Source organism: Photorhabdus cinerea (genome assembly GCF_011189575.1).
GTDB lineage: Bacteria > Pseudomonadota > Gammaproteobacteria > Enterobacterales > Enterobacteriaceae > Photorhabdus > Photorhabdus cinerea.
In genome coordinates, this window is sequence record NZ_PUJW01000005.1 from 191,698 (window position 1) to 210,884 (window position 19,187).

The 19,187-nt window shown below is 43.8% G+C and carries 18 protein-coding genes; 2 read left to right on the forward strand and 16 right to left on the reverse strand.

The window, feature by feature from the left end:
• Nucleotides 1–8: 8 nt before the first annotated feature.
• The 8 genes from C5469_RS06675 to C5469_RS06710 form a co-directional block, all read right to left on the reverse strand.
• The gene (locus tag C5469_RS06675) at nucleotides 9–1,613 is read right to left on the reverse strand and encodes a phage baseplate assembly protein V (protein ID WP_166304022.1); all 1,605 of its coding nucleotides are present in this window, start codon (nucleotides 1,611–1,613) and stop codon (nucleotides 9–11) included.
• Nucleotides 1,610–2,293, reverse strand: coding sequence for a CIS tube protein (locus C5469_RS06680; protein ID WP_166304025.1), 684 nt, complete (start codon nucleotides 2,291–2,293; stop codon nucleotides 1,610–1,612). Before C5469_RS06680 ends, C5469_RS06675 begins: the two co-directional genes overlap by 4 nt.
• Complete coding sequence (locus C5469_RS06685; RefSeq protein WP_166304028.1) at nucleotides 2,280–2,459, reverse strand: DUF5908 family protein; 180 nt, start codon at nucleotides 2,457–2,459, stop codon at nucleotides 2,280–2,282. Before C5469_RS06685 ends, C5469_RS06680 begins: the two co-directional genes overlap by 14 nt.
• Nucleotides 2,456–2,914, reverse strand: a complete 459-nt coding sequence (locus C5469_RS06690) for a phage tail protein (protein ID WP_166304031.1) — start codon at nucleotides 2,912–2,914, stop codon at nucleotides 2,456–2,458. The genes C5469_RS06685 and C5469_RS06690 overlap by 4 nt, the downstream gene beginning before the upstream one ends.
• Nucleotides 2,915–2,932: 18 nt before the next feature.
• A complete protein-coding gene (locus C5469_RS06695) occupies nucleotides 2,933–4,114 on the reverse strand; it encodes a phage tail sheath family protein (protein WP_166304035.1) in 1,182 nt (393 codons plus the stop codon).
• Nucleotides 4,115–4,178: 64 nt separating this feature from the next.
• Complete coding sequence (locus C5469_RS06700) at nucleotides 4,179–5,474, reverse strand: phage tail sheath family protein (protein WP_166304092.1); 1,296 nt, start codon at nucleotides 5,472–5,474, stop codon at nucleotides 4,179–4,181.
• A 56-nt stretch (nucleotides 5,475–5,530) separates the two neighbouring features.
• A complete protein-coding gene (locus tag C5469_RS06705; RefSeq protein ID WP_166304095.1) occupies nucleotides 5,531–6,601 on the reverse strand; it encodes a phage tail sheath family protein in 1,071 nt (356 codons plus the stop codon).
• 136 nt (nucleotides 6,602–6,737) lie between these two features.
• The gene (locus tag C5469_RS06710; RefSeq protein ID WP_166304098.1) at nucleotides 6,738–7,187 is read right to left on the reverse strand and encodes a phage tail protein; all 450 of its coding nucleotides are present in this window, start codon (nucleotides 7,185–7,187) and stop codon (nucleotides 6,738–6,740) included.
• Between the two features lie 639 nt (nucleotides 7,188–7,826).
• Between C5469_RS06710 and C5469_RS06715 the strand changes: the two genes are divergently transcribed.
• Entirely contained in the window at nucleotides 7,827–9,824 is a 1,998-nt protein-coding gene (locus tag C5469_RS06715; protein WP_166304101.1) for an alkyl/aryl-sulfatase, read from the forward strand.
• 86 nt (nucleotides 9,825–9,910) lie between these two features.
• Here the strand turns inward: C5469_RS06715 and C5469_RS06720 are convergent, their stop codons facing one another.
• The gene (locus tag C5469_RS06720) at nucleotides 9,911–11,854 is read right to left on the reverse strand and encodes an exoribonuclease II (protein ID WP_166304225.1); all 1,944 of its coding nucleotides are present in this window, start codon (nucleotides 11,852–11,854) and stop codon (nucleotides 9,911–9,913) included.
• A 304-nt stretch (nucleotides 11,855–12,158) separates the two neighbouring features.
• On the opposite strand from C5469_RS06720, the gene C5469_RS23220 reads away from it, so the two are divergent.
• Nucleotides 12,159–12,356, forward strand: a complete 198-nt coding sequence (locus tag C5469_RS23220; RefSeq protein WP_207628803.1) for a hypothetical protein — start codon at nucleotides 12,159–12,161, stop codon at nucleotides 12,354–12,356.
• Nucleotides 12,357–12,784: 428 nt separating this feature from the next.
• Here the strand turns inward: C5469_RS23220 and nth are convergent, their stop codons facing one another.
• The 7 genes from nth to rsxA are packed head-to-tail and all read right to left on the reverse strand — an operon-like array spanning nucleotide 12,785 to nucleotide 19,186.
• Nucleotides 12,785–13,420 (reverse strand): endonuclease III, encoded by a 636-nt coding sequence (gene nth / locus C5469_RS06725; protein WP_166304104.1) that lies wholly within the window; start codon nucleotides 13,418–13,420, stop codon nucleotides 12,785–12,787.
• Nucleotide 13,421: 1 nt separating this feature from the next.
• Nucleotides 13,422–14,120 (reverse strand): electron transport complex subunit E, encoded by a 699-nt coding sequence (locus tag C5469_RS06730; protein WP_166304107.1) that lies wholly within the window; start codon nucleotides 14,118–14,120, stop codon nucleotides 13,422–13,424.
• Nucleotides 14,117–14,746, reverse strand: coding sequence for an electron transport complex subunit RsxG (gene rsxG / locus C5469_RS06735; protein ID WP_166304110.1), 630 nt, complete (start codon nucleotides 14,744–14,746; stop codon nucleotides 14,117–14,119). Before rsxG ends, C5469_RS06730 begins: the two co-directional genes overlap by 4 nt.
• 9 nt (nucleotides 14,747–14,755) lie before the next feature.
• Nucleotides 14,756–15,835 carry an electron transport complex subunit RsxD gene (gene rsxD / locus C5469_RS06740; protein ID WP_166304113.1) on the reverse strand — a complete coding sequence of 360 codons (1,080 nt, stop codon included), beginning with the start codon at nucleotides 15,833–15,835 and terminating at the stop codon, nucleotides 14,756–14,758.
• Nucleotides 15,836–15,847: 12 nt separating this feature from the next.
• The gene (gene rsxC / locus C5469_RS06745; protein ID WP_166304116.1) at nucleotides 15,848–17,980 is read right to left on the reverse strand and encodes an electron transport complex subunit RsxC; all 2,133 of its coding nucleotides are present in this window, start codon (nucleotides 17,978–17,980) and stop codon (nucleotides 15,848–15,850) included.
• Complete coding sequence (rsxB, locus tag C5469_RS06750; RefSeq protein ID WP_166304119.1) at nucleotides 17,973–18,605, reverse strand: electron transport complex subunit RsxB; 633 nt, start codon at nucleotides 18,603–18,605, stop codon at nucleotides 17,973–17,975. The genes rsxC and rsxB overlap by 8 nt, the downstream gene beginning before the upstream one ends.
• Nucleotides 18,605–19,186: an electron transport complex subunit RsxA gene (gene rsxA, locus C5469_RS06755; RefSeq protein ID WP_015834256.1), complete on the reverse strand. Its 582-nt coding sequence runs from the start codon at nucleotides 19,184–19,186 to the stop codon at nucleotides 18,605–18,607. Before rsxA ends, rsxB begins: the two co-directional genes overlap by 1 nt.
• Between the last annotated feature and the right edge of the window lies 1 nt (nucleotide 19,187).

Here is a 19,187-nt window from a genome sequence, read left to right on the forward strand (position 1 = left end):
ATACCTCATTACTGTGTTAAGTTGATTTTCGCGCCTTTAATATCGACGCCGGATTTTCCTGTGGCCGACAGAGATTTTTCCGCTTGTAGGTTAATTTCCTGGGCCTGAGTGATGAGATTTTTAGTTGAATTGAGCGTAATATCTTTATCCTGTTGCAGAGAGACTTTATTTTCTCCGCTATTAAGTGCCACTGTATTTTCTTTATTATCGAATATTAATGCCTGTTGTTTATCTCCTTGTTTGATCACTAAGGTTTTCACCGGATTTTTTTCACTGGGTTCTAATGGTGGTTTATTTTTCGGATTATGCATGGAACCTAATATCACTGGAAAACGGGGATCACATTCAAAGAATCCGATAATTACTTCATCTCCCGGTTCTGGATAAAAGCAAAATCCGCTTTCATGACTGGCATAAGGTTTACCTAGCCGGGCAAAAAGGACACCTTTGGTCAGGTTTAATGCGGGTATTTTGACCGGGATACGCCCCAGCGATTGGCTGTCTTGCTGGTATTTTTCCACGATACCGATATGCAACTCTTTCACCTGAGGCACCGGAGGTTCCACATCGGGTAGGCTGCCTAAGGTTAATCGGGTACGCCAGCCTTGCCGCTGATTAACTATTTGACTTACTCCGGTGATAATCCCTTGACCATCCATCCCCTGACCAAAGCCATTTAACGCCAGAACATCCCCAGGTTGATAACGGTGATTGCCTTCGATTTCAAAACTACCGGATATATTATGACTGCGTAGGTTATCCATAATGCCTTGAGCAAGGTGTTTGGCTTGTTCATTATCCAGTGGATAGCTGTAAACCCATTGCCAGTTTTTATCAGTTAGTGCGGTGATATTGTCCACCGCCAATTTATTACCGCCAAGCCTGCTGTTTTGGGTATTGATTGCCTGAGAAAGCTTTTGTTGAGCAATATCCCAGGCACGGACACTCACTGTCTTAGGGCTGTATTGGTTATTCCATTGGAGATCCGCTTCAAATAGCACAATATCTTGAGCACTACTGGTATGCCGATGAAGGGTATGTACCGTTGATTGATTTAGGGCCTTGGGTGTTATCAAGGTAACTGACTCATTGCCGGGCAGCAGCCAGGTGTTAGTGGCAGTCAATCGGCTTTTTAAGAATGCCCAATCATTACAACGAAATTGCACCATTTGTTCATGAACGGTTTTGAGTTGAGGTGCCTGCTTTATTGTCGTTTGGATACCATTCTGATTGAATAGTTTTTTGATAATTGCCTCATCACTCTGTTTATTGAATAGCTGTGAGTGAAAGCTATGGGTTAATTTTTGCAGGTGATGTTTTGCTGTCAGGGTAATGATGCTGTCCTGACCTTTAAGCCCTAGTGTTTGCCGAATGATGACCCCCTTAAACAACACGTTTTTTTGCATTTGCACGATAACTTCATGGTTCGGGCGGCAGCTTGCCAATTCAGCCTGTGTCTTGGTGTCAAAAATATGGTTGGCATCACCGGCGATACCCAAAGTGATATTGGCCGAAGGGATGCCATTGATGTGATGGTTGGTTGTCAAGCTGATTACGGTAAATTGATTAAGGGTCTTACCACCTATTTTGATGGTTACTGTGGGTATTTTCATGAATCCCCCCGAGCTTGTAGGGTTTGTCCGGGGGTAAAGTCATCAAGATTATCCAGATCGTTTTGCCAGGCCAGCAAGAGATAATCGATACCACCGGCCAGAGACGCTCCAGCACCTAAAGCAATCAAGGGTAGGGAAAGCATATCAGTTACGCTAACCGCAGTAGCTGGCGGTGATTTTAACTGCCGCTCGGTAGCTTGAATAATAAAGCTTTCGTCCGCTACCAGAGATAGTGTGGCGCTGGCCCGCAGTGGCGTGGCATCCCGGTCAAACAAGGTATAGTTGACGGTCAGACTACTGGCTCGGCAAGCGAAATAACCTTTGTTTTCCCAGCGCATTTTGCCCCATTTGATTTTGAGGAAGTGGGGCACTTTGGTGCTGGCGTCAACAGCACACAGGGATTTCAGGGTCGCAAGCTGCGTTTCTATCGGTGTGTTATTGCCGGGCATCGAGGCATCAAACAGCAGGACTAAGGATAATCCGGCGGGCTGAGATAATACATAACGGCTGCTTTGGCTGGCACGATTAACACTTTCATCCTGTTGGTAACGGGTTTGGTAATCAAGCTGGATCGTATCGGGGTTATACATGGCTTGTAAGCTACCCACGGAAACTTTTCCTTCCCGGTCTTTGAAGGCGGAAAGGGTGAGTCTGGATAAACCGCGTTCAATTAAGCTCATAATCGCCTCCTGTTTCACGTAATGCCTCTAATACCTCCCGTTTCACCATGTCAATCAAACGGGCGTTATCCAGTTTTTCCTGAGCTAATGTTCGTGGGGCGAGTTGATCACTCGTTGGATCGGTGACTTTCGCCTGAATAATCAGTTCCTTAATTTCGACAGTCATGCTTTTACTCCTAACCAGCGCATATCCTGATAACGTAGTTCTAGTGAGCTCACCAGCACGGTGTTGCTATTAGCATCAAAGTCGCTGGTGGACCAACGAACGGGGAGTGCGTTACTGACCGTCCAACTCGCCACGGGTAACGTATTTTCGTTCAGCAGCATGATGACGACATCGGCATACACCGCTTTCTCACCACGCAGCACGCGATCAAATATCAAAGTAAGTGGGGTGATGGTCATGACACCACGCTCCAGCGTCAGGCTGCCATGTTGGATCTTCTCGGTCAGCCAGACGTTTCTGGCGTTTTCTCCACCTTGGCTGTGTTGGGTGGTTTGCATCTCCCGGCTCAGGCCAGATATACGCTGAAAGGCGATATCAAGTGGGCTGGGAATGTTGTTAAACAGAAAACTGGCGATAAAACGGTGTGATACTGACGGGGTGTATAAGTTGTGCATGTTTTTCCCCTGTTGAGATTAGCTAGGTACGGTATTGTTATGGATATCAAATGTCAGACTTAGCTCAATAAATTCCGCCGGAATTAATAGGGCCAGCCTGATTTTCATGATCATTTTTCCGGCCAAGATATCGGTTTCACTCATTGATTCATTAACACCCAGTAACACCTCAAATGCTTGATCTTCCTGAGTGCCGCGCAATCCACCTTTTAACCATAACTGACGTAACCAGTTGTGGGCCTGACCTTTAAATTTCATCCAGGTAATGGCGTTATTGGGTTCAAAGACAAAGGCTCGGCCAAGTTGGGTCATGTGGGTTTCGATATAGGAAACCAGTCGGCGAATTTGGATATAGCACCAAGGGGAACCCGGCGTATTGTCTAGCGTGCGGCATCCCCAGATTTTAATCCCCTTGCCCGGGAAGCTGCGAACCAGATTCAGCGAAGTGCCTTCTTGGTTAAGATTAAGGAGGGCACCTGCTTCAATGTAAGAGCGTACCGGGCTGATCACTTTGGCTAAAGCGACATTGGCAGGGGCTGTCCATACGCCTTTTTGGTTGTCATTGCGTTGTATAACAGCGGCGACCGCAGCAGTAGGCGAAAGGATGATATGTTTACCATTTTCTTGGTATGTGCTTTTCAATCCTGGCCAGTATACGGCACCCCATTGACGATCAGTGGAAGAGAATTGTTTTAAATACTCAGTTGCTAATGTCGGATCGTCCGGAGCATCCAGTAATCCCATAATTCCGCGTCGACTTTTGCAAAGATTGAGAACTGATTGCCAGAATTGTAGCCAAAGGTCTTTTTGAGCACTGGGATCATAAAAACGGGCAATATCAGGCGCAACAATCAGTGTGATTTCGTTTTCTGCGGAAACGGCTTGTTTCACCCAGTTCCATTGCAGGGCGGTAATCAATGATTGAAAATCTTTTAGCTGTTCATTGGTTCCCAGTGACAATATATAAGCTTGTTGTCCGCCGTTTTCAAAGAAGTGGCGTATTGAATAATGCGTTAATCCTGATTCACCGAAAGCTTGGGTAAAGTCCATCAAGCTATTTAGTTTTACAGCCGTTTTATTGCTTGAATTTTTTTCGGTATAGCCAATAAAAACGGGTACGCCGATAAATTCATTATCTGATTTCAGGGATATCGAATTTTCCGTTATTGTGACGCCCGGTTGTTTCATCTCCGTTATCATTATTGTCTCCTCTTATTCAACTCTGGACTGAATGGACGCGGCGTTAAACCGCGCCTCAGTACGATTACTGTGCTACGTTTTGTGAAAATTGAAGGATGATAAATTCAGCCGGGCGTACTGCGGCCATACCCACTTTGACAATCATTTTGCCTTGCTGAATGTCAGTGTCGGACATGGTGATATCTTTATCAATCTGGACAAAGTAGGCTTCTTGCGGTTTATTTCCCGCTAGTGCCCCTTGTAGCCAAAGGGCGTAGAGATAGTTATCAATAGCTCGGTGTACGGCTTTCCAGGTGGGTTGGCTGTTAGGTTCAAAGACGGCAAATTGCATTGCCTTTTTGATATCCCGTTCCGCTGCATTAAATAAACGTCGAACCGGGATGTAGCGCCAATTGTCCGTTTGATCTAATGTGCGGGCGCCCCAAATTAGCGTGCCTTTGCCGGTAAAGGCACGGATGACATTAATACCCGCATTATTCATGGCTCCTTGAGCGGTATCTGTGATTGCTACAGATGGTTTAGCATTATTCAATGCCAGGTTAGCGGGAGCTTTCCAGACACCACGGCTGGCATCAGTTGCTGCATAGGCACCCGCAACTGCGGCACTTGGGGGTAAGGTAATTTTAGCGGCTTTTAATGCATCATCGACAGTTTTTTTAGCTTTAGCATATTCCTCTGGTGAAGACTCTTTCAGCTTTGCCAGATTAGTCGAACCTTCATAACCGTTCAGCGCAATGTCAGCATCCGCAGGTCGGCTATAAGTAAAAGAGGTCTCTAGATTAGGGTAATAGACAGCGGTTTTATCCTTTTGGGTACTTGGCTTATTTGTTCCGTCTTCACTATCAGCAATTAGGAAGTAACCCACTTTGTTTTGTAATAGCAAGTTCACTGCTTCGTAAGCTTGCTGTTTTAATGCTGTATCCGTTTCAGGACAGACTAGTAAGGTAATCTCCTGTTGTTTTTCAATCAGGTCTGGCAGCGTTGCTAATTCTGCTGTCACAGCATTTGACTCAGTTTCTACCAACGGCAACAGATAACAGGCTCCACCACCATTACTAAAATAGTGCTGTACAGCAAAGGCACTGAGAGAAGTGGCTGTGACGGTGGCGGTATAGGTTTTTGGGGAATTTTCATCACTTGTAGCCTTCACTGATACGGTAGGTGAAAGTGAAAACTGTGAGATAAAATCCAACCAGTTAGCGATTCTAATACAGCTCCCTTTTTCCAGTTGGCTCCCGTTTTTTTTGAAAAACTTACCAATAAAAACGGGAATCGCTGTTGGGCTGGAGTTAATTGATAGTGATAGCGAGGCATCTTCATCAATATAGACGCCCGGTGTGGCATAGGTTGCAGAAGCCATGAGGTTTTCCTTAAATAGGGTAAATATGCGGTGATCCTGAGTCAGTTACCGCTCCATTAAGACTGGGCAACGTTTTGGGTAAATTGCAGAATAATGAATTCAGCCGGACGAACTGCCGCCATACCCACTTTGACGATCATTCTTCCCTGTTTGATATCGTCTTCGGTCATGGTGGTGCCTTTACCGATTTGAACAAAGTAAGCCTGTTCAGCTTTGTTGCCGGCCAGTCCTCCTTGTTGCCAGAGGGCATAGAGATAGTTATCGATAGCCCGATGGACGGCTTTCCAGGTGGGTTGGCTGTTGGGTTCAAATACTGCGAAACTCATGGCATTTTTAATATCCCGCTCCGCGCTGTTGAATAGACGGCGAACCGGGATATAACGCCAGTTATCGCTATCTTCAAGTGTTCTGGCTCCCCAAACCAACGTGCCGCTCTTAGGAAAGGTACGGATCATATTTAGTGCTTTACCTTTGTTATATTCCCCTTGCAAATCATCAGTCACCGGGTATTTAGGTTGTAATCCGCCTTGAATAGGGATGTTAGCCGGTGCTTTCCAAACGCCACGACTGTTATCGACACTGGCATAAATACCGGCTATCACTGCGCTAGGCGGAATATCAACGGGGGTTTTATTTTCTCCCCATTCGGCGGTTAGCCAAGGGTAATAAACTGCGCCATGGTGGGTAGAAGGATAAGGTGTGAGTATACTTTTGTCTGAGGTTATCTGAACTGTTGGGCCATCGAAAATAGCAAATAATCCTTTGCCTGATATACAAAGTTCAGCTGCGGCAGTGGTAATATTTTCTCCAGCAGCAACCAGTAATGTTACATCGTCAAGCTTTGGAACTTGATTTGTTAATTCACTCGTTTTTACGAGATAGGTATATCCGCCGCCGTTAATAAAATAGGCACGTAATGAAACATCAAGCTTATTGGAAGGAGCAAATTCCTCTTCTTTTAATTTCAAATATTCCAGCCAGCTATTAATACGGGCATAGTCATTTATAAATGAGTTGCTATCTGCCACGGCAAAAACAGGCACTGCCGTTGCACTGGAACGAACAGAGAGTGACAGTGAAGCGTCTTCTTCAATATAAACGCCGGGATAAGTTGTTGTTGTTGGCATATTGCCTCCAATTATTAAGCGATATGTTGAGTAAACTACAGGATGATGAATTCAGCTAGACTGGTGGCATCTATCCAATTTTTGATAATTATTTTATCTTGACTGATATCGTCATCAGCTATTTTGGCTTGGCACTTTAAGCTGCCTGAATGGTTACCCGATCCGCGGTAAGTTTTATTTCTTGAACCGCAATATCATTGCTGGTGGCATCAAAAGAAGGGGAAGTTAATGAAGTTGGGAACGCATTTGCCACACTCCAGGTCATTAAAATCTCGGTACCGGCTTCATTGGTCAGGTTAATTGCAACGTCTTTTTTCTCAACCTGATTCAGCTGAATAGAATTAAGCCAATCAAAAAGTTTAGTATCGCCAGGGAATACACCTTTACGCAGCGTAATATTGATCAACTGACGTTGACCCGGCATTTTATAATAATTACCAGTGCCATCTTTATACTCAATGACATCATAAGTAATATCCAGTCCTGAAACGCTGTTGAAAGGGATTTGTTCATCACCAACGGAGACAACAAATCGATAGGTAGGTATTGGATATTCAACAGCAATTTGTTCTGTAGTTATGGTCATAATTATTTCCTTTATTTTTCATTTATATTGCGAATTAAAAGCGATTATCGCTTTGCTTTTATTAGTGCGGTAGCTATAGACAATAGCTACCGCACTAACCTGGTTTTTCTTGGCTACTCTTTATATAAAAACATGACTCGGTGAATTTTAGATCACATTGATGATCACGTTGGATTATAGTCAACTAAAATCAATTTAAAATATCAATTATTAATATTTAAAATTATCAATCAATAAAACAATTTCAGTATAAATCATTTTGTAATCACATTGTTATATTTTTCTATGAAAGGATGAATAAATAATGTGTTATAAATTTTGATATATAAATGATGACGAATTTCATAAAATCTGATTTGTTAACATAAGGTTATGTGTGATTTTTTTATCGGGTTTAATATGTCAGATTATTAAGTTTTAATAACGAAGAATAGAGATTAATGTTGTTATTTATAGTTTTTATATAATAGAAAATATTTTTTGTTGTAATGTTAACAGAGATAATCTGGATTTATTTTCTTTACTTATTTTTATATTACTATCTATTATTGTCAGGCTATGGTTTATATTGTTTTGGTTTTTATGGATAAAGTTATTTCTGGTTTTAATAACCTAATCTGTCTAAAGGAATATTATCTTATGAATTACAAATGCTTATTAACCATTTCAACTGCAATATCGTTTGCCATTTTTAGTCCTTCATCATTGAGTCACGATAAACTTTCTCTTCCTGCTACAGAAATCACTAAACAAGTTAATGCCACGATGGCAGCAACTTTACCATTCAATGATAAATCTGATTTTGATGATGCAAAACGAGGTCTTATTGCCAGACCCGATTCTGTAATCATTCGTAATGATGAAGGCAAGGTTATATTAGATCTCGATAGGTATCGTGAGTTTATTACCGATCAAATGCCGGCTCCGGACACTGTTAACCCTAGCTTGTGGCGTAATGCGCAACTTAATATGGAATATGGGCTTTATAAAGTGAACGATCATATTTATCAAGTGCGTGGTTATGATCTGGCTAATATTACTTTTGTTGCAGGAAATACCGGGTGGATTGTTTTAGATCCGGCTACATCTACGGAAACGGCAAAAGCGGCTTACGATCTGGTCAGTAAACACTTGGGTAAAAAGCCGGTGGTGAGTGTGATTTATAGCCATTCTCACGTTGATCATTACGGTGGTGTGCGCGGTATTGTTAACGAGGACGATGTTAAAGCCGGAAAAGTGCAAATTATTGCGCCAGAGGGTTTTATGGAACAGGCAGCGAGTGAGAAGGTGATTGCCGGTAATGCCATGAGCCGTCGGGCTGTTTATATGTTTGGTACTTTATTGCCGCGTACTCCAGAGGGGCATGTAGGGACAGGTTTAAGCGCAGAATCTGCGACTGGAACAGTAACGTTAATCCCGCCAACACGTACTATCAAACTCACGGGTGAAAAAATGACGGTTGATGGTGTGGATATGGTATTCCAGGTGACACCTGGCACGGAAGCGCCCGCTGAGATGAATACCTGGTTTCCACAGTGGAAAGCGATGTGGATGGCGGAAAATACCACCAATACCATGCATAATATTTTGTCGTTGCGTGGTGTTCAGGTACGCAATGCTTTAGCTTGGTCGAAATATATTGATCAAGTTATTGAATTATACAGAGATCAGGTAGAGATAAAATTTCAGAGCCACCAATGGCCGATGTGGGGTAAAGCGCGGGTGGTAGATTATTTCAAAAAGCAACGCGATTTATACAAATATATTCACGACCAGACAGTGAATCTTATGAATAAAGGTTACACGGGTGAAGAAATTTCTGAGATGCTCAGATTGCCATCAGAGCTTGCATATTATTTTCCAAACCGTGGCTATCATGGCGCACTAAGTCATAACGTTCGTGCGGTTTATCAGTTCTATATGGGGTGGTACAGCGGAAATCCTTCTGATTTAAATAACCTGCCTCCGAAACCTGCTGCGATTAAATATGTGGAATATATGGGAGGTGAAGATGCATTGATCAAACGTGCGCAGGCTGATTTTGATAAAGGAGAATACCGTTGGGTAGCGCAAGTACTTAAGCATGTTGTTTTTGCTAACCCCGATAGTGTAGCGGGAAAAGCCTTGTTGGCTAAAACTTATGAGCAATTAGGTTATCAATCTGAATCGAACTCTTGGCGTTCGATCTATTTGCAGGGCGCAGCGGAATTGCGTCATGGCGTCCCTAAATCTGGCGGCCTGAATAGTAGTAGCCCGGATACTATTCGTGCCATATCACCGGAGATGTTATTTGATTATCTAGCAGTGCGGTTGAATGGACCTAAGGCTGCTGGTAAGAAATTGGTGATGAACATTAATCTCACCGATCTCAATAAGCGTTATACGCTGACTGTGGAAAATGGGGTGCTGAATTATACGGATAAGCATGTGGCACAGGCCGATGTTACATTGACGTTAACCAAAGCTATTCTGGATAAAATTCACTTGGGTGAAGAAGAATTTGATAATGAGGTAAAAAAACGGAATGTGAAAATTAAGGGAGAGCGTGCTAAGTTTAATGAGTTCCTTGGTATGCTGGATAATTTTCCATTCTGGTTCAACATTGTGACACCCCGTTCAGAGCAGAATATGATGTAATTTCTGACATCTGATGAAAGATTTTTTTAAATACAAACTACAGCGATCATGCTGTAGTTTGATATAGATAGATTCTATGAGAGAAATCAGGCAACGGGGCGAGCAACAATATTGCGGGTTTCCATTCTTACCTCTTCAATACGGACACTGATAATGTCATTTAATCGGTAAATAGCTTCACCTTTGATAAGCACGGTACCGGTTTCTTGACTACATTGTAGTTCATCACGCACGGCATGCAAGAATGGGGCAGGTATGAAGGCGACTGCACCGTTATCTACCAAACGGACACGTAAACCGCCACGGGTAATATCAATGACTTCTGCGGTAAATTGTTGCTCTGTTCCTGCATGTGGTTGCAGGAAACGTGCATACAACCAATCTCCTACATCACGTTCAGCCATCCGGTTCAATCGGCGGCGTTCTGCCAGTTGTAGACAGGTTTCTTCTGCTGGTTTTCCTGCATCCGTTTTTTGAATAATTGCTTTCAGTAAACGATGGTTAATCATGTCGCTGTATTTACGGATTGGGGATGTCCAGGTGGCGTAAGCATCAAAACCAAGGCCAAAATGAGGACCAGGCTCAGGTTTAATTTCTGCAAAAGTTTGGAAACGGCGAATACGGCTATCAAGGAATTGGGTTGGTTGTCTATCTAATTCACGACGTAATTTGCAGAAGCCATCCAGTGTCAATAATTCTTCTGCATTTGCATCAATATTGTTTTCTTTTAGTAATTCAATCACTTGTTCAATTTGGAGTGGTTCAAAACCTGTATGAACATTGTAGATACCGAAACCAAACTTATCACATAGTATTTTTGCTGCGCATAGGTTGGCTGTGATCATGGCTTCTTCGACAATGCGGTTGGCTGCCCGACGTTGTTCTACAACGATATCCAGTACATAACCATTTTCGTCAAGGACAAAACGGTAATCAGGGCGATCTTTGAAAATAAGTGCATGCTGATGGCGCCATTGATTACGGCGATCGCTCACTTCTTTCAGAAGAGTAATTTGAGTGGCAATGGATTCAGAAGAAGGTTTCCAGTTACCTTTTTCTTCCAGCCAGTCAGAAACTTCGTCGTAAACCAGCTTCGCTTTTGATTCAACCCAGGTGGAGAAAAACGCAATATCATCACCAAGTTGCCCGTCTTCGAGAATGGAAACCTGACAAACCAGTGCCGGGCGGCGAAGATTGGGGCGCAACGAACATAGATTTTCTGACAGATCGCGCGGTAACATTGGAATGTTGAAACCTGGCAGATAGTTAGTGAAAGCCCGCTGGTGGGCGATCTTATCTAGTTCGCTGTCAACGGCGATATAAGCTGTTGGGTCAGCGATAGCGATGCTGAGTTTCAGGCTACCGTCGTCTTGCTTAGCAACATGCAAAGCATCATCCATGTCTTCTGTGGTTGCACTGTCGATAGTGACAAAATCCAGAGAAGTTAAGTCTATACGCTCAAGAGTTCCATCATTCATCTGGCAATCAGCCGTCATGGCTGGAGCATTGCGTTCCAGATTATGGCGGGTGAGTGTTACCCACCACGGAGCATAATGATCGTTGCTTTCAGTAATGTAGCCGGTAACTTCTGCATGAAAGCCACGACTTCCTTTTAATGGATGGTGGCGCATTTCAGCAACGGCCCAGTCACCATTCTGAAACGAATGAGTAACCTGATTGGTTGGGCGGCAAGGGATAGTATCTTTTATCAGCGGGTGGTCAGGAATGATCCACAGTCGATTGTCATTTTCTTTTTTCTGGATACGGCCGACGAAGCGATTTAGAAATGGTTCGATCAATGATTCTGGTTCAGCGATCTCTCTTTCTTTATCAGTATGAATAGCAGCCGTAACCCGATCGCCATGCATAACTTTTTTCATTTGTGGAGGAGGAATGAAATAGCTTTTCTGCCCGTCGACTTCCAGAAAGCCGAAACCTTTTTCGGTGCCTTTAACCAAACCTTCCACACGAAGAGTTTGAGAATGAAGTTGCTGTTTTAGCTGCGCAAGCAGCGGGTTGTTTTGAAACATAATATCCGGAGAAAGTTGAGGGTTATTATCAGATAGTTTTGGAACAACATTTTTACGCGAATCAGCGGTGTCGAGCAAGCAACATCTGCAAAATAGCATAAAACAGTATGGATTTTGCAATGAAAATTATAATAGTTACTCTGGGTAAATTTTTTCTTTAAGCTTAAAAGCAAATATAACATAGTCAAAGTTGAAAATCGCATTTGCCAAATAAATCACCTGACAGTCTAAATTTTTACAATCTGGCATTCAGGAGGACTACCATTATGTGGTAATACGGTACAATTTTTCGTTGGAGTGGCTTATGAACAAAGTAAATTCAAACTTTACCTCGATGGCAGTAAAGCGTGCTGCGCGAGGTGTTTTAAGGCGCCAAGTGGAACTTTCAAATCGTGCCAGTACTGTTTATGGGTTTAGTAATCATGCTCTGAAGAAATCTGGTGAAGAGCTGAAAGCGGCATGGCGCTCTGCTTCTCAGTCTGTTAGGCATCCTAAAGGTTAGTGTGGTGTTGTGGCTAAAGAATATAATTATATCTATGAACTGTTGGTAGACTCGGATGATGATATCCATGGGATAATTTCCTATTCTGTCTATAAACGCCAAAAAATTCAGTTCATTAAGGATTTTAAACAAAAACATCAAAGGTGCTGCTGGTTCATTGTCATTTGTTCTTTGTTCTTTGTTCTTTTGACAGGTGTATTGTACTTTTCTGTTTGGTCTTTATCGACATCATCAAAGATGGTTGTCGAGCAAATATTTGATGTGAAGATTATATCTGCCGAAGACTGACAGCATGAGAAATAAGCTAACTGGAAATTGAATATTCTTGATAGCGTGCAGAATTTCTGGTTCTAATTGGGTGTAAGGGGAGGGTGAGTGCAATCATCTTTTTCCCGATCATTCGTCTCACCGCAACGGCCCTTAGCCCTTTATAGATCTTGTTTGCAATCGTACTCGCATAAATCTTCAATAATGCAAGAACCACAGCGAGGTTTACGGGCTATACAAGTATAACGACCATGTAAAATAAGCCAGTGATGACAATCCACTTTAAATTCAGCCGGAACGACTTGCAGTAATTTATTTTCGACTTCATTGACATTCTTACCGGGAGCGAAGTGGGTGCGATTACAAACCCGGAAGATATGTGTATCGACAGCAATCGTTGGCCAGCCAAAAGCGGTGTTTAATACCACATTGGCTGTTTTGCGGCCAACACCCGGCAATGCTTCTAACGCTGCGCGATCTTCAGGAACTTCGCCAGCATGTTTTTCCAGTAAGATCCGGCAGGTTTTAATGGTGTTTTCCGCTTTCGTGTTATACAGGCCGATGGTTTTTATGTACTCTTTCAGCCCATCTACACCCAGATTAAGTATTGCCTGAGGGGTGTTGGCAACGGGATAGAGCTTTGCTGTGGCTTTGTTAACACTCACATCGGTAGCTTGGGCTGAAAGCAATACTGAAATAAGTAGTTCGAATGGTGTTGTAAAAACCAACTCAGTCGTTGGTTTTGGGTTGTTATCGCGTAAACGCGTTAAAATTTCGATCCGTTTTTGTTTGTTCATATTAAATGGAACTCTCTGGTCCTGATGACATTGCTACTGCATTGCTTTTTTCTTTTATTGCTCTGGTTTTCATTTTTTCATCAATAAGGTATTTCGCTGCCAGCATTAATCCAAGGCCAATAAAAGCACCGGGCGGTAGGATGGCTAGCAAGAAAGGGGAATCCATATGGACGATTTCTATCCGTAATGCTTTAGCCCAATTGCCCAGCAGCAGATCAGCGCCATCAAATAAGGTTCCGTTGCCGAGAATTTCCCTCATGGCACCGAGAACAAACAGCGCAAAAGTAGCGCCTAATCCCATTGCCAAGCCATCAATGGCAGAAGGCATGACCGGATTTTTGGCAGCATAGGCTTCCGCGCGACCAATAACAATACAGTTAGTAACAATCAGCGGAATGAAAATCCCCAGTGATTCATACAGGCCAAAAGCGTAGGCGTTAATCAGCATCTGTACGGTACTGACAACCGAAGCGATTATCATAACATAAATCGGGATACGGATTTCATTGGGAACCCAACGACGCAGGCTGGAAACCGCAATGTTGGTACAGACCAGAACCAGTGTGGTTGCCAGCCCTAAACCAAGGGCGTTGGTTGCAGTAGAAGACACTGCCAGCAGTGGACATAATCCCAGCAGCTGTACTAAAGCAGAGTTATTTTTCCACAGTCCTTGGGTAAATAAGTTTTTGGTTTCACTCATGATTTTTCTCCACAGGGTTCCAGAGAAGAGAGATGCTCAGGTAGGGTTTTTAAATAAAGTGTGGTCCGTTTGACAGAGTTTACCACAGCACGCGGGGTAATAGTGGCACCGGTAAATTGATCAAACTCACCGCCATCTTTCTTCACTGCCCAATGTTGGTCATGATCTGATTTTATGATTTTCCCTGAGAATACCTTGATCCAGTCAGAAATCCGGGTTTCGATTTTATCTCCTAAACCGGGGGTTTCATGATGTTCTGTTACTCGCACACCGAACACTTTTCCTGAAAAATCTGCACCAACCAGCAACTGAATGGCACCTGAATAGCCATCCGGTGCTGTACTTTCCAGCGCAGCTGCCACTGGCTGGCCATTTTTGCGTGCCAGATAGAGACGATGAGGTAAGTTATTTCCCAGAGCATTAGCACTTACCAGATAGCATTCGTTTTGTATATCGTTGTCATACAGTTCGGGAGGAATTACCTGATCAAGCAATGACTTGTGCTGTAATGCGGCTTGCTCAGCGATAGTATTTTGAGTTAATGAGTTCACTACTGCCGTCAGTCCGGTGGTAAATGCAGCAAAGATAGCTAGTGTGATGCCGTGACGTCGCATGGTTTCTAACATAACGGCTCCTTATTTATGCCCGTAAGCACGGGGTTGGGTGTAATGGTCAATGAGTGGCACGGTGATATTTGCCAGTAAGACGGCAAATGCGATTGCATCAGGATAACCACCATAAACACGGATGACCCAGACTAGCAAGCCAATCATAGCGCCAAAAATGAGACGGCCTTTAGGGGTTGTGGAGGCACTAACGGGATCAGTGGCAATAAAGAATGCGCCCAGCATGGTTGCGCCTGAAAGCAATTGCAGCAATGGCGGGGAATAACGAGTTGGATCAACCAGCCAGCTTGCGAGTGCACACAGACCTAATGCCAGAATAAATGCTACCGGAATTTGCCAACTGATAACCTTTCTGTTCAGCAGAATAAGTCCACCAATAAGATAGGCGATGTTGACCCATTGCCAGCCAATACCTGCCAGAGAGCCTTGTAATATTGGTTGATACAGAACGTCATCAATATTATGAGTGAGTAAACCGGTTTTGAAACTATCCAGGGGTGTGGCTTGACTTATTCCGTCGAAACCCTGTTGCAACTGTTGTAATGTCGCGCCATTGGGAGTGTGGCCGGTGAAGATCACCATCAGGCTGTCTAGTGGTGTAATTTGAGTTGCCAGTAAATCCATGGGAGGCAACCAACTGGTCATTTGGACAGGAAACGATATTAGCAGCACCACATAACCTACCATTGCTGGGTTAAATGGGTTTTGTCCAAGACCGCCATATAGATGTTTAGCAATAATCACCGCGAAAACTGTTCCCAATACAATCAGCCACCAGGGAGCGAGCGGCGGAAGGCTGATCCCCAAAAGTAAGCCTGTCAGTAGAGCAGAATTATCTTTCAAGCGCGTGATAATTGCCTGTTTACGTAGAGACAAGGCAAGTGATTCCGCAAGCAGGGCAGTAATCACTGCAAGCAGGAGCTGGAACAATGTCCCGTAACTAAAGAAGTAAGTTTGTACAGCCATACCGGGTATAGCTGCCAGCACGACCCACAGCATAATACGGCTGGTGCTTTGCTGGTTGTGTGTAAAAGGCGAACTGGCGACTTTTAGCTTTTTATTATCAGTTTGAACGGGTCTGAATTTCATTTATAACAATCACTATTCTGTTGAAATTTTCTGTTGTTCCTGAGCTGCTTTCTTAGCCTTAACTCTGGCAATAGCGGCAGCCACCGCAGCTTTGCGCGGATCGATTTCTTCCACGGGTGCAGGTAGAACCTCAGTCTGAGCTTCAGTGACTTGCTGTGTTTGCGCGGTTTTTTTAGCTTTAACACGGGCAATAGCGGCAGCCACCGCGGCTTTGCGAGGATCGGTTTCTTCCACGGGTGCAGGTGTAACCTCGGTCTGAGCTTCAGTGACTTGCTGCGTTTGCGCAGTTTTTTTAGCTTTAACACGGGCAATCGCGGCAGCGACCGCATCTTTACGGGGATCTGGCTTTTCACCGGTTGTAGATTCTGATCCTGCTATTTCAGGTGACGTTGTCACCTTTTGACTCTGAGCTGCTTTCTTAGCCTTAGCTCTGGCAATGGCGGCGGCTAATGCGGCTTTGCGTGGGTCTTCTGATCCTGTTTGTTCAGATGTCGCAGTATTAATATTTTCAGTCGCTTGTTTTTCCGCCTGGCGAGCACGAAGTTGCTCTTTTCTTGCCTGCCGAGCAGTTATTACTGCTGAATTATCTGGTACTTGTCCCGGTTCTATGGTAACAATTTTGCCTGCGTCAGCCTGTTTTTCCCTTGCACGGGAGAGTGCAGCTTGTACCGTATTTTTATCTTGATGATCAATTTGAACAGCCGCTTTTTTGTGCCTTTCCTCACGCGCCTGTTTTTCCCGTTCCATACGAGCTTGCTTAGCTTCAAAACGAATTTTGGCTTCTGCTGAGCGGCGGTTTTCCTGATCCAATATATTAATTTCAGCTTTTTCTTGACGATAATATTGCACCAGAGGAATGTTGCTTGGGCAGACATAAGCACAGGCACCACATTCAATACAGTCGAATAAGTTGTGATCACGAGCTTTTTCATGCTCTTGACCACGGCTGAACCAGTAGAGTTGTTGTGGCAATAAACTAGCGGGACAAGCCTCCACACATAATCCACAACGGATACAAGCTTCTTCTACAGTATTTGCATCCATTTCTTGATGAGAGGGTGCCAGAATACAGTTACTGATTTTGATAACAGGTACATTCAGATCGGGTAGAGTGAACCCCATTAGAGGACCACCCATTATCACCATCTGCTCTGATTGGGGTTCAAAACCGGCTAACTGGAGAAGAAATTGAACTGGAGTACCGAGCCGTGCCCAGAAATTACCGGGAAAGGTTACAGCGTCACCAGTGATGGTAACCACACGCTGAATTAAGGGTTCTCCATCAATAATGGCTCTTTTGATAGCAACCACTGTGCCGACGTTCTGCATCAGAACACCAATAGTTGAGGAACGGCCACCGGATGGCACTTCTTTACCTGTCAGGATTTTGGTCAGTTGTTTTGCACCACCGGAGGGGTATTTGGTCGGGATAACCCGGACGATGATAGTTTTATCGCCTTTTAGTGCGGTTTTCAGTTCTTTTATTGCTTCTGGTTTATTATCTTCGATACCAATCAGTATTTGTTCAGGTTTAAGCAGATGTTCCAGAATACGAATTCCTTCAATTAATTCGTCTGCATGTTCCTGCATAAGGCGGTCATCAGCGGTAATATAAGGTTCGCATTCTGCGGCGTTAATAATCAGCGTCTTAATACCAGAACGGCTACTTTGAAGTTTGGCGGCAGTAGGAAAACCAGCTCCACCTAAACCCGCGATACCTGCCTGATGGATTCGATTAAGAATAGTGTCTGCATCAAGTGATTGATAATCAGGTGCCTGAATGCGTTCACACCATTGATCTTCACCATCTGGGCGTAGACGAACACACAATTCTTTCAACCCAGATGGATGCGCCGTAATACAAGGTTCAATGGCAATGATTGTACCGGAAGTCGATGCATGAACCGGTACGGTACGACCAGAGCCAAATGTCAAAGGCTGGCCTTTCAGCACCTTATCACTGGCTTTAACCAGTAATTCGCCTTCCGTTCCCAAATGTTGTTGTAATGGGATAATTAATTCTTCCGGTAGTGGTGCAATGCGCAATGGTGTCTGACTAGATTGCAGTTTCATTTCAGGTGGATGAATTCCACCGTCAAAATCCCATATTTTGTTTTTATGGAGTAAATTGAACAAATTAAACATGGTGTTCAGCCTCAATATTGTTAACAGGAATGTTTTTAACGAAAACAGCTTGAGATGGCTGAACTGGGATATTTTTTACCGGAATGGTTTTCAAATCCCATTTCCAGTTGGCAGTGGTCGTTGCTACCGGGATCATGGCAATACAATCTGTAGGACAGGGGGCAACGCATAGGTCGCATCCAGTACATAAATCTTCAACAACGGTATGCATAGCACGGGTTGCGCCGATGATAGCGTCTACAGGGCATGCCTGAATACATTTGGTACAACCAATACAATTCTCTTCATCAATAAATGCGACTTTACGGACAGGATTTTGTACGCTTTCATCTCCCTCTAGTGATTGTGGATCGACACCAAGTAATTCTGAGATTTTCAGCATTGCTTGTTCACCACCGGGCGCACATTTGTTAATCATTTCACCATTATTCGCTATGGCTTCAGCATAAGGGCGGCAGCCAGGATAACCACATTGCCCACATTGACTTTGAGGCAGAATATTGTCGATGTTTTCAACAATAGGATCTTCTTCCACTTGAAAACGGCGGGCAGCAAAACCCAGGATTAAACCAAAAATTAACCCTAGTGCACTTAGTGCACCAATAGCAATCCATAACGATATCATCAGAACTTCACCAAACCACTAAAGCCCATAAAAGCCAGGGACATTAAACCTGCGGTGATAAGACCGATAGATGAACCCCGGAAAGGTGCTGGTACATCAGCAACGGCCAGGCGTTCACGAATAGCGGCAAACAGTACCATAACCAGAGAGAAGCCTGCGGCAGCACCAAATCCATAAATGGCAGATTGTAGAAAATCGTGTGATTGGTTGATATTCAGCAGCGCTACACCGAGTACGGCACAGTTAGTTGTAATCAACGGCAGGAAAATACCCAACAGCCGGTATAACGTCGGGCTGGTTTTGCGTACAACAAGCTCTGTGAATTGCACTACAACCGCAATGACAAGAATAAAACTCAGGGTACGCAAATAGATTAAGTCCAGTGGTAACAAAATAAACGTATTCACGAGCCATGAACACACTGAGGCTAGTGTCATAACGAATGTTGTTGCAAATCCCATCCCGATGGCAGTTTCCAGCTTTTTAGAGACGCCCATAAAAGGACATAAGCCGAGAAATTTCACCAAGACAAAATTGTTAACCAATACGGTTCCAACAAATAAAAGAAAATAGTCAGTCATT